The 19,495-nt window shown below is 64.1% G+C and carries 19 protein-coding genes; 9 read left to right on the forward strand and 10 right to left on the reverse strand.

Annotation, left to right across the window (positions count from 1 at the left end):
• The first annotated feature begins 59 nt into the window (after positions 1-59).
• Together ligD and ACIQC5_RS21675 are read left to right on the forward strand one after the other, a co-directional pair.
• The gene (gene ligD / locus ACIQC5_RS21670) at positions 60-1,085 is read left to right on the forward strand and encodes a non-homologous end-joining DNA ligase (RefSeq protein ID WP_400287161.1); all 1,026 of its coding nucleotides are present in this window, start codon (positions 60-62) and stop codon (positions 1,083-1,085) included.
• Positions 1,086-1,281: 196 nt separating this feature from the next.
• Positions 1,282-2,403 (forward strand): serine hydrolase domain-containing protein, encoded by a 1,122-nt coding sequence (locus ACIQC5_RS21675; protein WP_400287162.1) that lies wholly within the window; start codon positions 1,282-1,284, stop codon positions 2,401-2,403.
• Between the two features lie 38 nt (positions 2,404-2,441).
• On the opposite strand, the gene ACIQC5_RS21680 is transcribed toward ACIQC5_RS21675, so the two are convergent.
• From ACIQC5_RS21680 to ACIQC5_RS21710, 7 genes are all read right to left on the reverse strand, one after another.
• Positions 2,442-3,062, reverse strand: coding sequence for an L-threonylcarbamoyladenylate synthase (locus ACIQC5_RS21680; protein WP_400287163.1), 621 nt, complete (start codon positions 3,060-3,062; stop codon positions 2,442-2,444).
• A gap of 20 nt (positions 3,063-3,082) precedes the next feature.
• Positions 3,083-3,937, reverse strand: a complete 855-nt coding sequence (locus tag ACIQC5_RS21685; RefSeq protein ID WP_400287164.1) for an ABC transporter permease — start codon at positions 3,935-3,937, stop codon at positions 3,083-3,085.
• Positions 3,927-4,880 carry an ABC transporter ATP-binding protein gene (locus ACIQC5_RS21690; protein WP_400287165.1) on the reverse strand — a complete coding sequence of 318 codons (954 nt, stop codon included), beginning with the start codon at positions 4,878-4,880 and terminating at the stop codon, positions 3,927-3,929. Before ACIQC5_RS21690 ends, ACIQC5_RS21685 begins: the two co-directional genes overlap by 11 nt.
• Positions 4,877-5,932, reverse strand: a complete 1,056-nt coding sequence (locus ACIQC5_RS21695) for an outer membrane lipoprotein carrier protein LolA (RefSeq protein WP_400287166.1) — start codon at positions 5,930-5,932, stop codon at positions 4,877-4,879. The genes ACIQC5_RS21690 and ACIQC5_RS21695 overlap by 4 nt, the downstream gene beginning before the upstream one ends.
• A 269-nt stretch (positions 5,933-6,201) precedes the next feature.
• Positions 6,202-7,272: an SIS domain-containing protein gene (locus ACIQC5_RS21700; protein WP_400287167.1), complete on the reverse strand. Its 1,071-nt coding sequence runs from the start codon at positions 7,270-7,272 to the stop codon at positions 6,202-6,204.
• An 86-nt stretch (positions 7,273-7,358) separates the two neighbouring features.
• Positions 7,359-8,276 (reverse strand): N-acetylglucosamine kinase, encoded by a 918-nt coding sequence (locus tag ACIQC5_RS21705; RefSeq protein WP_400287168.1) that lies wholly within the window; start codon positions 8,274-8,276, stop codon positions 7,359-7,361.
• Positions 8,273-9,706, reverse strand: coding sequence for a sugar porter family MFS transporter (locus ACIQC5_RS21710; protein WP_400287169.1), 1,434 nt, complete (start codon positions 9,704-9,706; stop codon positions 8,273-8,275). Before ACIQC5_RS21710 ends, ACIQC5_RS21705 begins: the two co-directional genes overlap by 4 nt.
• A 112-nt stretch (positions 9,707-9,818) precedes the next feature.
• On the opposite strand from ACIQC5_RS21710, the gene ACIQC5_RS21715 reads away from it, so the two are divergent.
• The 6 genes from ACIQC5_RS21715 to ACIQC5_RS21740 all read left to right on the forward strand — a co-directional run bounded on the left by ACIQC5_RS21715 (position 9,819) and on the right by ACIQC5_RS21740 (position 15,834).
• Positions 9,819-10,550: a GntR family transcriptional regulator gene (locus tag ACIQC5_RS21715; protein ID WP_400287212.1), complete on the forward strand. Its 732-nt coding sequence runs from the start codon at positions 9,819-9,821 to the stop codon at positions 10,548-10,550.
• Between the two features lie 64 nt (positions 10,551-10,614).
• On the forward strand, positions 10,615-11,409 hold the full coding sequence (locus ACIQC5_RS21720; RefSeq protein WP_400287170.1) for an IclR family transcriptional regulator: 795 nt from the start codon (positions 10,615-10,617) through the stop codon (positions 11,407-11,409).
• Between the two features lie 233 nt (positions 11,410-11,642).
• Positions 11,643-12,404: an SDR family NAD(P)-dependent oxidoreductase gene (locus ACIQC5_RS21725; protein ID WP_400287171.1), complete on the forward strand. Its 762-nt coding sequence runs from the start codon at positions 11,643-11,645 to the stop codon at positions 12,402-12,404.
• A gap of 49 nt (positions 12,405-12,453) precedes the next feature.
• The gene (locus ACIQC5_RS21730; protein WP_400287172.1) at positions 12,454-14,112 is read left to right on the forward strand and encodes an FAD-dependent oxidoreductase; all 1,659 of its coding nucleotides are present in this window, start codon (positions 12,454-12,456) and stop codon (positions 14,110-14,112) included.
• Positions 14,109-14,399: a Dabb family protein gene (locus ACIQC5_RS21735; protein WP_400287173.1), complete on the forward strand. Its 291-nt coding sequence runs from the start codon at positions 14,109-14,111 to the stop codon at positions 14,397-14,399. The genes ACIQC5_RS21730 and ACIQC5_RS21735 overlap by 4 nt, the downstream gene beginning before the upstream one ends.
• 64 nt (positions 14,400-14,463) lie before the next feature.
• Entirely contained in the window at positions 14,464-15,834 is a 1,371-nt protein-coding gene (locus ACIQC5_RS21740) for an MFS transporter (protein WP_400287174.1), read from the forward strand.
• Here the strand turns inward: ACIQC5_RS21740 and ACIQC5_RS21745 are convergent.
• Genes ACIQC5_RS21745 through kynA form a run of 3 tightly spaced genes read right to left on the reverse strand, consistent with a single transcriptional unit; the run spans position 15,821 to position 18,824 of the window.
• Positions 15,821-16,672 carry a PaaX family transcriptional regulator C-terminal domain-containing protein gene (locus ACIQC5_RS21745; RefSeq protein WP_400287175.1) on the reverse strand — a complete coding sequence of 284 codons (852 nt, stop codon included), beginning with the start codon at positions 16,670-16,672 and terminating at the stop codon, positions 15,821-15,823. The genes ACIQC5_RS21740 and ACIQC5_RS21745 overlap by 14 nt on opposite strands.
• Positions 16,669-17,907 carry a kynureninase gene (locus ACIQC5_RS21750; protein WP_400287176.1) on the reverse strand — a complete coding sequence of 413 codons (1,239 nt, stop codon included), beginning with the start codon at positions 17,905-17,907 and terminating at the stop codon, positions 16,669-16,671. Before ACIQC5_RS21750 ends, ACIQC5_RS21745 begins: the two co-directional genes overlap by 4 nt.
• 47 nt (positions 17,908-17,954) lie before the next feature.
• The gene (gene kynA / locus ACIQC5_RS21755; protein ID WP_400287177.1) at positions 17,955-18,824 is read right to left on the reverse strand and encodes a tryptophan 2,3-dioxygenase; all 870 of its coding nucleotides are present in this window, start codon (positions 18,822-18,824) and stop codon (positions 17,955-17,957) included.
• A 153-nt stretch (positions 18,825-18,977) separates the two neighbouring features.
• Here kynA and ACIQC5_RS21760 point away from each other — a divergent pair, with 153 nt between their 5' ends.
• Positions 18,978-19,484 (forward strand): HAD domain-containing protein, encoded by a 507-nt coding sequence (locus ACIQC5_RS21760; protein ID WP_400287178.1) that lies wholly within the window; start codon positions 18,978-18,980, stop codon positions 19,482-19,484.
• Positions 19,485-19,495: the final 11 nt, after the last annotated feature.

The following is a 19,495-nucleotide window of genomic DNA, read 5'->3' on the forward strand; positions in this document are numbered from 1 at the left end:
GGGACGAAAAACGCCTGCAGGTGCTGACGCGCGCCACCTTAACGGGGTAGCTTGTGCCCATGGCGAGCGAAGCAACCACCGTTACTGTGCCCGGTCCCGAAGGCCCCCGCGAGGTTCGTATTTCCAGTCCGAGCCGGGTGGTGTGGCCTGAAGCGGGGCTGACAAAATTGGATCTCGCCAACTACCTCATTGACGTCGGCGAGGCATTCGTTGCGGCCAACGGAAATCGTCCGGTCAGCCTTCAACGCTATTCCGGCACCATCGAGGGTGAGATGTTCTTCTCAAAAAACCCTCCCAAGGGCGCCCCGGACTACATCCGAGCGGTGACGGTGACGTATCCGAGTGGACGTTCCCATCCACAGTTGGTCATCGATGAACCGGCCGCAGCTGTGTGGGCCGCACAAATGAATACCGTGGTGTTCCACCCCTGGGCCTCGCGGGCCAACGATCCGGATAATCCTGACCAGTTGCGGATCGACCTGGACCCGCAGCCCGGAACGGACTTCGATGACGCCATCCCGGCCGCCCAGGAGTTGCGTTCGGTCCTCGCAGAAGCCGGATTAACGGCTTTCATTAAGACCTCGGGTAACCGGGGACTTCACGTCTATGCGCCCATTAACCCCAAGCATGAGTTCCTTGACGTCCGCCACGCCGTGATCGCCGCGGGCCGTGAATTGGAGCGTCGCATGCCGGAAAAGGTCACCACTGCGTGGTGGAAGGAGGAGCGGGGGACCAAGGTCTTTGTAGACTTCAACCAGGCCAACCGGGACCGGACCATCGCCGGCGCCTACAGCCCCCGCGCGGTGCCGCAAGCACAGGTTTCCTGCCCGCTCACCTGGGATGAGCTCGAGAATGCGGACCCGGCCAAATACACCATCAAGACTGTCCCGGACCGGCTGAAGAAGACGGGCGATCCGTGGGCTTCCATGCACGATGAGCCCGGCAACATCGATGCCTTGCTGCAGTGGTGGGAACGTGACGTCAAGAACGGCCAAGGCGAAATGCCCTTCCCACCCGAGTTCCCCAAGATGCCGGGCGAGCCCATGCGTGTGCAGCCGAGCCGGGCGCGTAAGCCGGAGGAGTAGACGGGGAGTCCGTGTGCGGCCGGATCCACGGAAGGGAGGGGCGGGCAGCGCTACTTTGGCAGTCGGCGTGCTCGTGCTCCTCAGCGTGTTTCTGGGCGGCTGCACCGGTGAACCCGGCCCCGGGCCCTTCCAGCCCACCCCGTCGTCGACCGCCTCCGCGCCGAACGTAACGTCGTCGACGTCGAACCCTCAGGCGGTGACTCCGTCACCTCCGGCGCCCTCCCCAACGGAGGTACCGGCGACGGCGTCGCCCGCGTTCCGGGAGCTTATTGCGATGCTTGAGCTGTACAGCCGGGAAACGCTCCAACAAGGTGGATCGGCCGTGCTGATCCACCTCAAGGTGGGGGACCAGGAATGGTCCCATGCGGCAGGCGTCCGAACCCGCGAGGGCGGCGCTGCCGTCCAGCTCAGCGATCCCGTCCACGTCGGGGGACTCACCCAAACCATGGTTGCCGTTTCGGTGTTGAAGCTCGTTGACGAAGGCAAACTCGTATTGGATGACCCGGTCAGCCGGTATGTACCTGAGATCGACGGACTCCTGCGTCCGGCGGGCCAGCTCTCCGTGCGCCAACTCCTGGGCCACACGTCCGGCCTCCCTGACTACTATGGGCCGTTGATTGGCGCCGGCCCAGCCCGGCAAGTTCTCACCACGCCGGTGAGTCCGCAACAGCGGTTGGCTCTTGCCAGGACTCTTCCCTTGCCCTTGGGCGGGCAGCAAGGGTTCAACTTTTCACGCTCGAACTACGTGCTGCTGGGGATCCTGGTGGAGCGGCTTCGCGGCAGGCCGCTCGCTGATGTCCTGAAGGCCGATATCGTGGAGCCGCTGTCGCTGACGGCCACGGCCCTAGTGGGCGCGGACCCGCCGCCAGCGGATCTTGTCCATGGCTACTTGGTGCCGGCCGCTGGGGACGGCGAACCGATGGACGTTGCCTACCCGGCCATGTTGAGGGACTCCGCGGCGGACGGCATGGTGTCCACGGTGCAAGAGACGAACACGTTCCACGCCGCCTTGCTGCGCGGAGAGCTCGTGTCGCCAGCCAGCCTCATTGCGATGAAGGGCAGCGCCTACTCCGAGTACGGACTGGGCCTGGACAACTGGAATGACAGGTGCACCAACGGTTCCTATCACGGGGAGTCCGGCGAGGTGCCAGGCTACGGGAGTGTTTCCATGAGCAGCGCTGACGGCAAGCGGCAACTCACGATTTCCGTGGCACTGCCGCCACAGCCATTGTCAGCGGTGCCCTCGGCCGCTGTGCTGGAAATGACCGGGCTCGCGCAGCTTGCGTTGAACGCCGGCTGCCGCTTCCAGTTCCGATAACGCGCGGGCGTGGCCCGCGACATCAGCACAAACGCTGTCTATTCGAACCGGGACGGATCGCCGGTCCCACGGCGCACTACCTCGGCAACGCCGCTGGAGAAGTCGATGACTGTGGTTGGCTCGGCGCCCGTGTCCCCGGAATCGATGACGGCGTCCACTTCGTGATCCAACCGTTCCTTGATCTCCCAGCCTTGGGTGAGTGGTTCGTCCTGGTCCGGGAGCAGCAGGGTGCTGGAGAGCAGCGGCTCCCCGAGTTCAGCGAGGAGCGCTTGCACCACCTTGTGGTTCGGGATGCGCACGCCCACAGTCTTTTTCTTGGGGTGCAGCAGGCGCTTTGGTACTTCCTTGGTGGCAGGAAGGATGAAGGTGTAGCTGCCCGGGGTGACGGCCTTGATGCTCCTGAAGACGTCGTTGTCGATCATGACAAACTGGCCCAGCTGGGCGAAGTCCTTGCAGACAAGGGTGAAATGGTGTTTGTCGTCGAGATGCCGGATGGTCCTGATGCGGTCCAGTGCCTCCCGGTTGCCGATCTGGGCGCCCAGCGCATAGCAGGAGTCTGTGGGATACGCGATCAGGCCGCCGTTCTGCAGCATATTAACCACTTGGCCAATGGCGCGCGGTTGGGGATCTTCAGGGTGGACGTCAAAGAATCTGGCCATGGAACGAGATTACGGCAAAGCTAGGACAAGACGTCCTTGGTAGAGAACTTCCCGTAGGCCAGCGCGCCGCAGACCGCGATGTAGCCGGCCTGCAACAATGCGTTGTCGCCAAACGACGTCCAGGAAATGGGCTGCCGCAACAGGTCCGCGAAACCCAGCCAGTGGTGGCTGAAAAGCCATGGGTGCAGCCACTCCAACTGCGGTAGGTTGTCCAGCACCTGGGAGACCACCGACAGCACGATGGTGGCAGCCATGGCACCCACTGGTACGTCCGTGAACGTGGAGATGAGCAGGCCGATCGCGGAGAGGCCCAGAAGGGATACCGTGATGTAGGCAGCGATCAGCAACGATCGCACGGCCGATTCACCCACGCTGATCGTGTCCCCGGACAACAGCGTCACCGGTCCGACAGGGAATAGTACGACGCCGGCCAAGGCGCCGAACGCTGCCACTGTGGCGGTCGCGGCGAAGCAAAACGTGACGGCCCCGGCATACTTCACCAGGAGGAGGCGGATGCGTCCCGCCGGAGCCAGCAGCAGATACCGCAGGGTGCCCAGGTTTGCTTCCCCGGCGATCGTGTCACCTGCCACCACGCCTACCGTGAGCGGAAGGAACAGTGGAACGCAGACCACCAGGGCAGTGACGGCGACGAACAGTCCGTTTTGGGTGATGCGGTCCAGGAAGAGCGGACCCCGGCCGGGCGTCGTTGGCCGTGACGAGAGTTTCACGGCGATGGCTATCAATATCGGCACCGCTGCCAAGGCAAGGAGCATGGCCCAGGTCCGCAGCCGCCGGAACAACACGGACAATTCCGAGCCCAGCAGTGCCCAACCGACCCCGGGCCGGACAGGTGGTACGGCAGTTTCAGCCGACAACGTCGAACCCCTCTCCCGTCAGGGACACAAAGCGTTCCTCCAAGCTTGCGTTTTCGACGGCGAAGCCGCGCACCCGCACCCCGTCTGCCACGAGCGCGGCAACAATCGCCTCGGGTTCCACACCGTCGAGTCCTGTCCCCAGCAGCGCACCGCCGCCGGGAACCTCGCCAGGGACCAACCCCAGGCGGGTCAACACACGGAAAGCACGTTCGACGTCGGGCGTTCGCACCAGAACATGCGCTTGGCCCGCAGACCGGAGCTCGTCCAGCGTCCCTTGGGCAACGAGACGGCCAGCACTCATGACCCCCACGTGCGTGCACATCTGGTCCACCTCGGCCAGCAGATGGCTCGACACGAAAACCGTGGTGCCGCCGGCAGCGAGCGAACGGACCAGACTGCGGACTTCCCGCGTGCCTTGGGGATCGAGCCCGTTGGTCGGTTCGTCCAGCACCAGCAGCTCCCGTGGCCGGAGCATGGCGTTGGCCAGGCCGAGGCGCTGCTTCATGCCCAGCGAATAGGCGCGCACCTTCTTCCCGGCCGCTTGACCCAAGCCCACTCGGTCCAAGGCGTCGTGGACCCGCTGGCGACGGGTGGACGATGACGCGTGGCGATCGGCTGAGTCGAGCCGCATGAGGTTGCCGGCTCCACTGAGAAACGGATAGAAGCCCGGGCCTTCCACCAGGGCACCCACGTCCGGCAGCACTGACGCGAGCTGCAGTGGCATTTCTTGGCCCAAGACGCGGATCTCACCGCTGTTGGCGGAGGCAAGCCCCAACAGAACACGGATGGTGGTTGTTTTGCCGGAACCGTTGGGCCCGAGGAAGCCGAAGACAGAGCCGCGTGGGACCGAAAGATCGATGCCATCGACCGCAGACCGGTGACCGAAGCGCTTAACGAGCCCATGCGTCTCTATGGCGAGGTCGCCCGATGCGCTGTCTGTCACGAGGCGAGAGCTGCCGACTGCAGCCGGTCCAAAGGCACCATGCCCACGTAGATGCGGCCGTCGTCGAGAATCAGGACGCTCAGCAGGGACGTTGTCAGGGCACGCCCACCGGGAACCGGCTGAAGCGCCTGGGCGAACTGCGGGTTGGTAGTGAGCTCGGCCGGCGCCGATCCTGCGGGCAGGCCAAGCACCGTGTCCCAGCCGCTGCCTGAAACGGAAGGGCCGTTATGCCGAAGAAGCGGCAAATCCTGCGGCGTAGTTCCGTCAGGCAGAGTTCCGTCAGGCGGAGTTCCGTCAGGGGTCGTTCCGTCAGGCGGAGTTCCATCGGGTACCGGCATGGTGGGTTCCGGTACGGTCGTGGCGGGCGTACCAGGTGTGGCGGGGACAGCCTTTTCCGTAACACTGGCCCCCGGCGGAGGAGTGAAGTCAAACAGGCCCGCATCCGGGGTGGAGAGGTTCAACTCTGTGTACTTGAGCGAGTAAGCAGCCTCGGGCTGCCCCTTCGCCCGCACCTCAACACCCACCGGGAGCCCGGTTTCGGAGTCGACGTCGATCGCCACGGAATCCACCAGCGTCTCCGAGCTGCGAGGCAGCAGGCTCAAACGATAAGCGCTCCGGCCAGCCACGGTTGAAGCCTCACCTACGGTGACCTCGGTGGTGGGATCGATCGCTGCCAGGAACCGGCCTGCCATGGCTTCAGGAGTGGGCATCTCCGGACGGACAGTCTTTGACGGAACCGCCTGCTTCAGATCCGCTGCCGACGGAACCGGGACGGCCAAATGCGTGGCGCTGTTATCCGCCGAGTTATAGAACCAGACGTCGCCGCCGTTGACCACCACATCACGTTCGGCCATCCGGTCAAGGACCTGAAGCCGCGCCTTGAAAGGTCCATCCACGTAAACCCGGGCAGTGTGGGAACCCGTCAGGAACTCCAGCGCAGAGGCCGACCCCGGGACGACGCCCGGGCCCATGGTGGGGACCTCGGGGATCCCCAGTTCCGCGGTTTGCACCACAGTGCCGGACAACGCACGCACCTCTGTGCGCGCGATCATCGCAAGAATTTCATCCGCAGTTTTTGGTGGCAGGGAAACAGTGGCTCCAGCCTGGACCGAGCCAAACAATACAGCCACAGCCAGAGCAAGGGGGACCAGCACAGCCGGCAACCAACGCTGCCTGACCCGTGACATGACTACCGACCACCTGAAGCGAAGGGCATGGTTCCAGACTACTCCGCTTGGCTGCATGGATCACGGGCCGCATGAGCACGCGTTGGGTGGCTGGAAGGCGTCTGCACAACCAGCCACCCAACGACGAGCGGCTGCTACCAGGTTTCGGTGACCTTGAGCAGGCCACGCGGAGCATCGGGGTCGTTGCCGCGTTCCACCGACAGCTGCAGGGCCAGCTGCTGCAGGGGCAGGATCTGCAGGATGGGGGAGAGCTCCTCCGGGACACCGGCCGGCAGCGGCAGTACCAATCCACCCGGCAAGGCAGCGGCCGGATCGCCCACGACGCACACGTGGGCGCCACGGTCGGCAAGCCTGTCCAGGACGGGGCGCATGGCTGTTCCGCCAACTCCTTCAGGGACTACCGCGATCACCGGATGCTGCGAGTCGATCATGGCAAACGGCCCATGCAGGAGGTCAGCACCGGAGAAAGCCTGGGCCGGCAAATAGGAGGTTTCCATGAGCTTGAGCGCACCCTCCCTCGCTGACGGGTAAGAGTAGCCGCGGCCGGTGGTGATGATGCGGTCGGCAAAGCGGTACTGGCCGGCAACATCAGCCACTGAGTCGTTGGCCAGGACGGAAGCCGCCCAATCAGGAAGCCCGGCAGCCTCCGACGCCGTGCCGCCACGCCAGGCGTCGATCAACAGCCACAGCGACAACAGCTGGGCGGTGTAGCTCTTCGTCGCGGCTACCGCTGTTTCACTGCCGGCCTGAATATCCAGGTGGTGCTCCGCAGCCGTAGCAAGCGGAGATGCCGGGGAATTCGTCACCGCAATGGTGAGCGCGCCGAGGCGCCGGGCTGCCGCCGTCGACTCCACCAGGTCCGGGGACCCGCCCGACTGGCTGACAGCCAGCCACAGCACGCCGTCCAAGGTGGGCGTCGCGCCATAGGCGGTGAGGGTCGACGGCGAGGCCAGGCCCACCGGCAGCCCCACGCTGATTTCAATGAGGTACTTCGCGTACAACGCCGCGTGGTCACTCGTGCCGCGGGCAGCAAGGAGCACAAACCGGGGAGCAGCCTTTTTGATCGTTTCGGCCATGGCCAGGAAGGGCGCGCGACCCGACTGCAGCAGATTGGCAAGAACTGCCGGCTGCTCCGCGATTTCGCTGGCCATGCGCAGGCCGTGGAGAGTGTTCGGGGACGTGGACGTGCTGGGAGTGATGGTCATGTTTCCTGTCTGTCTAGGGGAGGGACTCTGTCGAGCGGGAGGCTCTCACGTGGCTCGTGCACAACCACGCAGGTTGGGTCCGAACTTCACGGAGCGATCAGCTGGCGGGCAAGGCTCACAGCGCCGCGAACCGGCGCCTCTTCCAGGATCCGGACTGACGCCGCATCCTCTGGTCCAACCTTCCGGGTCACGGCGCTTGCAAGCTGCGGTTGATTGACCAACAGCGCGCCCGCCATCACCAAGGGCAAATCCAGTCCCAGCTCGCCCAGGACCTGGCGGGCCAATCTGGCCAGGGAGTGAGCAGCTTCGGCCTGGATCCGCACCGCTGCCGGTTCGCCTTCTGCAGCGAGATCCAAGACGATTGGTGCCAACGCCGCCCAGTGGTGGGGCTCAGGCTTCGCATAGAACAGATCCATGAGCTGCAGGGCATCGGCGCTCGCCGTCGCGGCCATCAGGGCCTTGACCAGCGTGCCCGGTTCCAGTCCGGCGTAGTACTCGCGCAGTGCTTCGCGGACGGCGTCGCGCACCACGGAGTAGCCGCCGCCTTCGTCGCCCAGCAAGTAGCCGTAGCCGCCGCTGCGGGCCTCTTGTCCGTCCCGGTTGCGACCCCACGCTACCGAGCCGGTTCCTGCCACCAGGACCGCACCGGCGTCGAGCCCTGCCGCGGCGAGGATGATTCGCGTGTCATGGACGACGTCGATTCTGGCGCCGGGAAAATGTTCCGTCAGGAGGGCGGACAGCACCGCCCGGCTGGCTGGAGTGTCTGCCCCCGCCGCGCCGACGCAGACGGCGCTGACGCCGCTGCCAATCTGCGCCGCGATCCTGCGAAATACTGCGTCCACTCCCTGGTGGCCCACCGACGATAAGTTCGCGCTGGACTCGGTGATTTCGACGTCGGCCGTTCCGCCGTTCGCGCCTGACACACCTGCCTGCTGGCCGGCATCCGAGCGGAGGGCGTGGGTTTTGGAGCCACCCACGTGCAGGCCCAACACTGCCGGCGTCACCGGACGGCCGCCGGTTCTGTATTCTCGCTCTTGGTTGCCTGGACTTCGTTGCCGGGTTCAGGCCACGTGCCGCCGTTCTCCCAGTACTGCTGGATCTCCTCCAATTGGCGTCCCTTCGTCTCGGGGGCAAACTTGCGGACAAACACAAAACCGAGAATAGCCAGAACACCGAACACTGCGAAGGTGCCGGCGCCACCCAATCGCTGAAGCATGGTCAGGAAGAAGGCTGCCACCAGGACGTTGGCCACCAGATCCGAGGTCAGCATGGCGCTGGCACCAAGCGAACGAAGCCGGGATGGGAAGCTCTCGCCGGCGTAGACCCACACGAGGGCGCCGAAGCCGAACGTGAAGCCAACGGTGAAGAGAAGGACGCCCAGGAAGCCGAGCACGGTGAGCAACCCGCCGAAGTTCTGGCCTGCCGTGAAGACGCCAACCAGGAGAATGTTGGCCACCACCATCATCCCGATGCCGGTCAGGAGGACCGGACGGCGGCCAACACGGTCCACCAGGGACAACGAGACGAAAACTGCGATCAGGGCGGCCACCTGCACGGCGGCGGGAAGCAACAGGAGGGCGGCGTTGCCCGTGAAGCCCATGGCTTCGAAGATGCGGGGGCTGTAGTAGACCACGGCGTTGATGCCGGTGATCTGGATGAAAAAGCCCAGGCCCACCACGAACACTGTTGCGCGCAGGTAGGGTGTGCGCAGCATTTCGCGGAGCCCACCGCCGCGTTCTTCGTTGATGGCCCGCTGCATTTCGGCCAGCTCGGCTTCGACGTCGGTATCGGGTTCGATTGCAGTCAGTGTGCGGCGGGCATCGGCGGTCCGTCCGCGCATCATGTACCAACGGGCGGTGTCCGGCAGCTTGATCACGATCGCGAGGACGATCACCGCGGGCACGGCAGCGAGCCCCAGCATCCACTGCCACGAGCCGGTTCCTGCCAGCAGGTACGCCGCCAGATAGCCCACGATGATGCCGAAGACCGTGGCAACCTGATAGGCCACCAGAAGAGCGCCGCGAACTTTGGCAGGGGCGGATTCAGCGACGAAGACCGGAACCACCACTACCGAGATGCCGATGGTCAGACCCAGCAGCAGGCGCGCGATCAGGAGCATCGGTACGTCCGTGGCCATGGCACTGAGCAGTGCAAAGAGCGCGTAGCCAATGGACAGCCCCACCATGCAGGCTTTTCGGCCGAGGCGGTTGGAGAGCCAGCCGCCCACCAGGGCACCGAGGACTTCACCGGCCACGACGGCCGTAGTCACCAGCTCCTGCTCGGAGGTGGTGAGGCTGAACTGCTTGGTGATGAACAACAGCGCACCGGCGATGTTGGACATGTCGTAGCCGTAAATCACCCCAATGGTTGCTGCCGCACCGCCCACCAGGAGGCCGAGCTTGGGGGTTTGTCGCAAGTCTTGCAGGATCGACATCTTTGTCCCTTGAATCTGTGGAAATGTAGGGTCTTGCCGGAGTGTTTCCGAAATTGGTTTAGACCAACCTGCACAAGATTGGCATAGACCAATCACCTTGTCTACAAGTAGGATGTCCAATATGTCCACAGATGCCGCCCCGGCGACGCCCAAGTATTACCTCCTGAAGACCGAGGTGCTGGCACTCATCGCCGGGGAGCAGCCAGGCACGCTGATCCCCACGGAGCGGGCGCTGGCTGAGAAGTACAAGACATCGCGCACCACGGTCCGGCAGGCGATCAGTGAACTCGTGGCCGAAGGAAAGCTTGGCCGGATCCAGGGTCACGGAACCTTCGTGGCCCCACCAAAGATGACGCACGTCCGGCAATTGACCTCCTTCTCGGATGATGCGCGGACGCAGGGTCTTCGCCCCGATTCCCGCATGCTGGGCCTCGCCGTCGTCAAGGCGGATGCCGACGTCGCAGCGCACCTTGGCCTGGACCACGGTGAGCCGGCAACCCGATTGGAGCGCATCCGCCTGATAGACGGCGAACCCTTGGCCCACGAAATTGCGTACCTGCCCGGAAAACTGCCCCGTTTCAAAGCCAATCTGGCCAAGGCTGGATCCCTCTATGCGGCGTTGGCGGATATTTACGACATCCGGGTCGCCGACGTCGAAGACACGGTGGAAACCGCCCTTGCCGGCCCGGAGGAGGTCCGGCTGCTGGGCATCGAAATGGGGGCCCCGCTGCTGGTGGTGCACCGGCTCGCCCGGGACGCCGCGGGCGCACCGGTGGAGTGGACCCGCAGCACATTCCGTGGCGACAGGTTCCGGTTCGTCTCGCGGGTGAAGGCAGGCGCCTGACCGCCCCAACAGATCCTGATCGCGGGAGATCCGCATATTCTGGGGGAGTCAACAAGGAGGCGATGTGGCCAATTCCCCGTCGGGCGAGTCAGTCATCCGGCGCGTCGTGCGATTGGTGGGCGCCTTCGACGACGTCCACCGCACCATGAGCGTGGCCACCCTCTCGCGCCGCTCCGGCCTGCCAGTCACCACAACCTATCGCCTGGTGGACGAAATGTTGGCTGAGGGCCTGCTGGAACGGGAAGCCAACTCCGAAGTCCGTGTTGGCACCAAGCTGTGGGAGCTCGTATCCCGCAGCTCCCGGATGATGGGGCTCCGCGAAGCAGCCCTGCCCTTCATGGAGGACGTCCAGGCAGTGGTCCAGCACTCCACCACGCTGGGGATCCTCGATTCTGACGAGGTCCTGTATATCGAACGCATCGGTTCCCGCAATTCCATGGTTGACATCACCAAGGTGGCTGGCCGCCTGCCAGTGCACGGGACATCGTCAGGACTGGTGCTGCTGGCCTACTCGGCGCCCGCTTACCAAGACCTGTTCCTGTCCCGCACGCTGGAGAAGTTCACGGAGTCGACGTTGACTGAACCCGCCGAGCTGCGGCGTCATCTGGCAAACATCCGGCAGCGCGGCTTCGCCTCGATGCCAGGCATCATCGTTCCGGAATCCAGCGGCATTGCTGTTCCCGTATTCGACCGCTCCAACTCCGTCGTGGCCGCCCTCAGCATCGTCGTACCGCGAAACGACGAGAACCCTTCTGCCCGAGTGCCCGTGCTGATGACCGCAGCCCGCGGAATTTCGCGTGCCTTGGGGTGGCGCGGTGAGCTCAAGGGCGCTGTGCGGCAAAGCAACGGCGGGATCTGATTCCCGTTCATCGGTAACTCTGTGGCTCCACTCACAGGGTCACTGGCAGAGTGGAAACCAAGCAGGGCACGCCGGTTGGACGGTCTACCAGGGCCATCCAGTTCGACGAAAAGTCCCAGGGCACCTCGCCCGATCAACGCACACAGCGGCCGCATAGGCGCCATTCCGTGCTGCCCTGCGACGCCGTCAGGATGCTTGATGAGCCGCAACGCCGCGGCGAAAGGGAGTTGGTTATGGAGAACGCAACGCAGCGCGTCGCCGGGAAAACAGCAGTCGTTACCGGAGGCAGGGGAGACCTGGGCAGCGCAACGGTCCGCCTCCTCGCGGAGCACGGGGCGACGGTCGCGAGCCTGGACCGCGCAGGGACCCCCGCCGGCGCGGGCCACGCTTCGGTCACTGAGTACGACGTCGACGTCACCGATGAAGCCGGCGTTGCCGCAACAGTCCGCCGAATCAGCGAGGAACTGGGCTCCCCGGACATCCTCGTCAACGCCGCTGGCATCATCGGCCCGGCAGGCGCCAGCCACACGGCCACCATGGAGGACTTCACCACCATTTTTGATGTCAACGTCAAAGGCGTCTGGCTGATGACTAAGCACGTCGTGCCGGCCATGATCGCCAAACAAGCAGGCAGCATCATCAACTTCTCGTCGATCCACGGATTGACCGGTGGACGAAACGTGCCGCTTTACCACGCCACCAAGGGCGCGGTGCGGCTCCTGAGCAAGTCCGACGCCGCGGCCTATGGCGCCCACGGCGTCCGCGTGAACTCCATCCATCCCGGCTCCATGAACACCAGGATGAGCCGACGCTCGGCCGAGCAATCAGACATCGGCGCGGAGGCCTATTACCAGCAACTCGTCGGCGGAAATCCACTCCCGCGGCAAGGCGAGCCTGAGGAGATCGCTTACGGCGTCCTGTACCTGGCTTCTGACGAATCACGTTTCACCACAGGCTCGGAGCTGGTCATTGACGGCGGATACACGGCCGTCTAGGAGACGCCGCCCCCAAAGACCAGTGTGCCCACACACGAAAGGCAACCCCATGAAATTCCTGAACGGCACTCCCTCAAGCACCTACGACGTCGTGGTTGTAGGCTCCGGGGCAGGCGCCCTTACAGCAGCCGCAACGGCTGCCCGGGCCGGCAAATCCGTGATTGTCCTGGAAAAGACCGCGCTGCTTGGCGGCACCTCGGCCATTTCCGGCGGCATGCTCTGGGTGGCCGACAACCACCACGCCCGCGAGGCCGGCATCAGTGACTCCAAGGAGGCTGCCGCCGAATACGTGCGCGCCGTCGCCCGGGGCCGCAGCCGCGACGAGCTGGTGGCCGCCGCCCTCAACTACGGCGACGCTATGATCCGGTTCACGGAGGAAGAGTGCGGAGTCCGTTTTATCTTCCTGAACAATTTCCCGGACTACCGGCAGGACCTCCCCGGTTCCGTTGAAGGTGGCCGGACAGTGGAGCCGGAACTGTTCAACATCCGCGAAGCACTCGGGGATCTGGCACCACACGTCCGTTCCGATGGGCGGGCACCGTTCACCATGCAGGAATACGAAACCTGGGGTGCATTCACCAAGTTCCCTTGGGAAGAACTGAACCAACGCCAGGAAGCAGGGCTGGTCGCAAAGGGCCATGCCTTGGTGTCGATGTTGCTGGCCAGCCTCGTACGCGACGACGCTGCGCTGGTGGTCGGTGCCCGTGGGCACCGCTTGCTGAACGACGGCGGCAGGGTGGTGGGCGTGGAGCTCGAGTCAGGTGAAACTTTCCACGCGAACGACGGTGTGGTGCTGGCCACCGGCGGGTTCGAATGGGACAAGGACCTTGCCGATTCTTTGCTGGCTTCCCGTCTTTACATCATGTGCTCACCGCCGTCGAATACCGGGGACGGGCTCAAGATGGCGCAACGGATCGGTGCGCAGACCCGGGGTACCAGGGAAGCATGGTGGGCGCCCATGTCCATTACAGGTGACACCCGCGACGGGCAACCGATCGGTACGTTGCTTCGCTTCGAGCGCCAAGGGCCGGGCTCGCTCATGGTTAACCGACACGGGCGGCGCTTTGCCAACGAGTCCCAGAACTACAACGACCTCGCCCGTTGCCTGCAGTCATGGGACTCGCCGAATCATCAGACTCTGAACACTCCGGCCCACGTGGTGTTCGACCGCAGCTACCTGGAGCGCTACGGGGTCCTGGCACACCGGGCAGGGCAGCCCACGCCTGGCTATCTCCTTGAGGGGGCCACCCTGGAGCAGCTGGCGGGGAAGATCGGGGTTCCGGCGGAGAACCTGAAGGCCACCGTTGAGCGCTTCAACGAGTTCGCTGTTAAGGGCGAAGATCCGGACTTCGGCAGGGGCGAAAGCGCCTACGACAAATACTGGGGAGACGACGATAGCCCGTGGCCCAACCCGTCGTTGGGTCCGCTGCAGACCGGGCCGTTCTACGCCATGGAAGTGGTGAACGGCGCCTTTGGCAGCAACGGCGGTGTGGCAACGGATGGCCTGGCGCGAGTCCTGGACGTCGATGGCTGGCCTATCCAGGGCTTGTTTGCTGCCGGTAACACCACGGAGAATGCCTTCGCCGCGGGCTACCCGGGCGCCGGAGCGACCCTCGGTCCCATCATGACCATGGGGTACCTGGCCGGCCGGACCTTGGCCGGCCTGCCCGCCGAATACACCGGGGCCAGAGTGGAGGCAGTGGCATGATCCGCCACACCGTGCTGTTCAAGTTCAAGCCGGACTTCCCGGAAGCGGACAAGGCCACCTGGATTGAAGGCCTTGGCCGGATGGACGGAAATATTCCAGGCCTGCTACGGCTCACCCATGGCCCGGACGTGCTCCAGCAAGACCGGTCGTTCGACTACGCCATCGTGGCTGACTTCCGCACCGTCGAGGACATCGAGGTATACAACACCCACCCTCTGCACGAGCCGCTGAAGAAGTACTCGTTGCCCAACAGCGAGCAGATCATCGCCGTCGATTTCCAGCTGTAGCTTCTACCCCAACCATTCCGTCAGGCCACCTTCGGCCCGGACACCGTCGTCCAAGGAGAATCACATGACAGGCACAACCCAGCAGTTACCACCGCTGCGCAAAACCCCTGGAAAAGCCGCCCTCGCTTCCTTCCTTGGAAGCACCCTCGAGTACTACGACTTCTTCATCTACGGCTCCGCAGCGGCCCTGGTTTTCGGACCCCTGTTCTTCCCCTCGGATGATCCCGCGGTGGGCCTGGTTGGCGCTTTCGCCACGTTCGGCGTCGCGTATGTCGCGCGCCCGGTGGGCGGACTCGTCATGGGCCATTTCGGAGACAAGCTGGGCAGGAAGAAGATCCTGCTCATCACCTTGGGCGTCATGGGCCTGGCGTCTTTGGGGATTGGTTTCCTGCCCAGCTACGAGCAAATCGGTGTCTGGGCGCCGGTGCTGCTGGTCATTGGCCGATTGGCGCAGGGGTTCTCAGCGGGTGCTGAGTCGGCCGGAGCATCCACGCTGACCCTTGAACATTCCCCGGAAGGGCGCCGCGGATTCTTCACGAGCTTCGTGATGACCGGCTACGCATCGGGCATGGTGCTGGCTACGCTCGTGTTCATTCCCGTTGCTGCGCTGCCCACGGAAGCCCTCATGACGTGGGGCTGGCGTATCCCGTTCTGGTTGTCGATCGTGGTCCTCGCCATCGCGTACTGGGTGCGGACCCATCTGGACGAAACCCCGGTTTTCGAAGAGGCCAAGGAACACCATGCCGTGGCACGGCTGCCTCTGGGCGACGTCCTGCGTTTCCAGTTGCCGGATGTGCTGCGCGTGATCGGGATGTCCATCATGTCTGTCATGCAAACCATCTTCACTGTCTTCGGCCTGGCCTATGCCACCGGGTCCGCCGGCTTCGACAAGGCGTCCATCCTCACGGTCAATGCCGTGGCCATTGGCTTGTCCATGTTCGTGATGCCTCTCGTGGCGAAACTTTCGGACCGGGTGGGGCGCAGGCCATTGCTCCTGACCGCGGCCATCGGCTGCTCGGCCACGATCTTCGCTTACTTCTGGGCGTTGTCCACGGGGAACATCTGGCTGGTGTTCGCTGCGGCCTTCGTCAACATGACGTTGCTGTACTCGTGTTTCAACGGCATCTGGCCGTCCTACTTCGCCGAGTTGTTCGCCGCTCCAGTGCGCTATTCGGGGATGGCCTTGGGAAACCAGTTGGGTCTGGTCGTTGCGGGATTCGGTCCTTTGATCGCAGGCCTGCTGCTGGGGAAGGGGACGGACGGATGGCTACCGGTCGCCCTCTTCGCGGTCCTGTGCATGGGGATCGCCGCTGTAGCCGCCTTCTTCTCCAGGGAAACCGCCAAGACCCCTATCCAGTTGCTCGGCGAGCCATATCTCCGAGGAATGGCCCGCCGGAACGCACCTTCAGGTCGACCGCTTGTCAGGAAACCGTGACGCCCAACGTGCTCCGCACAAACGCCTGGCTCGGCTCTTCGTAGGCGGCGACGATCCTGGCGAACAACGCAGTCCCCTCGGCCCCGGGCCAGTCTTCCGGAAGAAATGCCTGGGGCAGCCCGGGGTCCAGGTATGGGATGATCCGCCACCGGTCGATGCACCGCACATACGTGGCAAAGGCCGCGGCCGTCGCATCCACAGACCCATCAGTTCTGGACGGGACGGCCGCGGCTTGCTCCTGGATGAAGTCGCTGTGCAACGAGGCAATGACGTCCAGGTCCCACCATTTGGCGGCAGCTTCCCGCAGATTACCGCCCACCAGTGGTGTTTCCGTCACGAAGATCGTCGCCATGTCCCGCAGTTCCAGGTCGGCGAGGATTTCCTCCACTTCGTCACGGAGCGAATCCGGGCAGATCCACAAACCCGCGGCCACCGTGCCGCAACCGATCCAGTGGAGGCGTCGCCGCAGTTGGTGGCGTTTTTCGCGTTCGGTCTCCGGGATGGAGAAAGAGACCAGGCACCAGGAGTCCGAGGCTGACATGCTGCGCGGGTTGTAGATGCGCCGGTCGCCACGGGCGAGCATGGTGGTGGCGCCTTCGGTCAGGGTGAAGCCCGGGATTCCGTTGCGCGACTCTTGAAGCACCACATCCTTTTTCCGCAGCCGGCCCAGCGCCGTCCGGGCCACTGTGCCGGAGGTGCCCAGGGCCTCCATCAGCGTGACGATGTCCTTGGCTGACATCCACCCACCGGCGTCCCGGAGATACAGGCCAATAACTGTTCGCAGCAACGACGTAGTACTCCCTGGCCGGGAGTCCATGTCGTCAAGGACGGCACTCACTGCAGTTCGGCCAGGGCGTCGCGGATTGCCGCTACTCCCAGCTCAACCTCGGCGTAACTGGTGCTCAGCGGGGACAGGCCGATGCGAAGTCCGTGCGGAGGACGGAAATCGGGAATCACGCCACGTTCCCACAGCTTGGCCGTGACGTCGGCAAAGAGCGGGTGGTCCACGGTGATGTGCGAGCCACGTTCTGTGACGTCGCGCGGACTCACGATCTCGGCGCCCAAAGGAACCAGCATTTCCTCGGAGAGCGCGATCGCGTACTCGGTGAGCTTGATCGACTTCTCCCGGACGGCATCCATGCCCACGGCGGCAATCAGTTCCACCATGTCCTTGAGCGGCTGCATGGCCAGCACAGGTGGGGTGCCGGTGATGAAGCGGCGCATGCCCTGGGCCGGGCGGTACGCGTCCGTCATTCCGAAGGGGTTGTCAGCACCCATCCAACCCCAGATCGGCTGCTGCAGGCGGTCCTGCTGGGAAGCGTTGACATAGGCGAAGGCGGGGGAGCCCGGCCCACCGTTGAGGTACTTGTAGGTGCAGCCGACAGCAAGGTCGACGCCCCACGCATCCAGTTCCAGGGGCACGGATCCCACAGAGTGGCAGAGGTCCCACAGCATGAGGGCGCCTGCTTCGTGGACTTTGGCAGTGATCGCAGCCGCGTCGGCCAGGAATCCCGAGCGGTAGGCCACGTGGCTGAGGACTACGACGGCGGTACGCTCACCGAGCAGCCCGTCCAGGTCTGCAGGGCGGACTCCGCTGGCCGGGTTGGAGGCGATCCAGGTGATGGTCGCACCCTTTTCGGCAGCGATGCCTTCAATGATGAATCGGTCGGTGGGGAAGTTGTCCCGGTCCACCACGATTTCGTCCCGGCCTGGCTGTGCGTCCACGGCAGCCCGGATGAGCTTGTACAGCATGACGGACGTAGAGTCGCCTACCGTCACCTGGCCTGCAGCGGCCCCCAAGGTCACTTGGCCGATCCGGTCTCCCACCACTGTGGGTTCGTCCATCCACTGTTCGTCCCATCCGCGGATGAGCCGGCTGCCCCACGCGTCGTGGACGAAAGACGCCAGGTTGGTGGCCGTGGCCTTGAGGGGCCGTCCCAGCGAGTTGCCGTCAAGGTATGAGGCGAGTTGACCGGCGTCGGGCGTGTAAAACGCATCGCGCTGGGCGGCGAGCGGATCGGCGGCGTCCAACTCGGCCGACGTTGGCCGTTGGGTCTGCTGGGCGGTAGTCATAGTTTCTCCTGCGGAGGGCTGGGGCCCGCAATGGGCCGGATGGATGCTTAGTTGCCGATTTCGGTGCGGACGGCGTAGAGCTCAGGGAAGAACGTGAGGTCGAGTGCGCGCTTGAGGAAGTCCACACCCGACGAGCCACCAGTGCCCACCTTGAAGCCGATGGTCCGCTGGACTGTGCGCAGATGGCGGAAGCGCCACGCCTGGAAGTTGTCTTCGATGTCCACCAGGTCTTCGCAGGCCTCATAGAAGCCCCACGGGGTGTCATCGGATTCGTAAATCTTCTGGAAGACCGGAACCAGCTCCTGGCGGAAGGTCCAAGGTTCGCTGGTGTCGCGTTCGAGGATGTCGGCGGGAATGTCGTAGCCGGCACGGGCCAGGACGGCCAGGAACGCGTCGTACAGCGTAGGTTCTTCCAACAGTGTGCTGAGGAGCGCGTGTGCTTCCGGGTCGCTTTCAAAGACCCGCAGCATGCCGCGGTTCTTGTTGCCGAGCAGGAATTCAACGCCGCGGTACTGGTACGACTGGAATCCGGAGGAACTGCCCAGGAAGCCGCGGAACTCGGCGTACTCGCGGGGAGTGAGGGTGCCCAGGACCGACCATTGTTCCGTCATGGTTCGCTGGATGGCCTTCACGCGTGCGATGCACTTCAGGGCCTTGCCGAGGTTGTCGGCGTCAAGGAGCCTGCGGGCTTCCAGCAGTTCATGAAGGACCAGCTTGAGCCAGAGCTCGCTGGTCTGGTGCTGGATGATGAACAGCAGTTCATCGTGGTGTTCCGGTTCGCTCAGGGGGTGTTGTGAGCTCAACAGTCTGTCGAGGTCCAGGTAACCGCCATAAGACATCGCATGCCGGAAATCGGTGCGGACTGTGTCCTCGATGTGGCGGACGCTCTGGGGGGAATGGACTGGGGGCTTTTCCATATCTTCGAGATTATCAGTTTCTTGACGAACGTCAAGAGAATGATTTACCGCTTGTTGGGGTGCGTGTTCTGATGTGACAAGGTGGGCGCCTGTTCCGTGACGTACGCTGGCCTTAAGTTCAGGTGAACGCGCGAGACGAAAGGGGAATCGACCATGGCACCCATCGTGCGCGTGTCCATTTATTTGGACGTCGACGGCGTGGTGAACCCCTTCGGCCCCTCGGGAGTCAGCGATTGGGGTACCGAATGGAGCATCGCAGACGCTGGCATCCTCGACGTCGCCTTCGCGCCGGAAGCAGTTGAAGAGCTCAACGAACTTGCCCGGCATCCCGCCGCGCGTTTCGTGTGGCTCACCACGTGGGAGCGGCTGGCTCCGGAATACCTTTGCCCGGCCATCGGCTTGAACGGCCAGGACTGGCCAGTGCTCTCCAGCCAAGGCTGGGACGAAGGCCCAGAATGGTGGAAACTCGTCGCCCTTCAAAAGGATCTGGCTGCTACGGGGGTCGAACGGATTGTCTGGCTGGATGACCAATTGAGCCAGGAGTCGGATGCGCGTTCGTGGGCCGAGTATCAGCAGGACAGTGTGCTTTGCATCTCACCGGATCCACGCAGGGGTCTCTCCCGACGCGAACTTGCGGCAGTGCGGGCCTTCCTGGGCTAGCCGGGAGTGTG

Origin of the sequence: Paenarthrobacter sp. NPDC092416 (assembly GCF_044755025.1) — a bacterium.
Classification (GTDB): domain Bacteria; phylum Actinomycetota; class Actinomycetes; order Actinomycetales; family Micrococcaceae; genus Arthrobacter.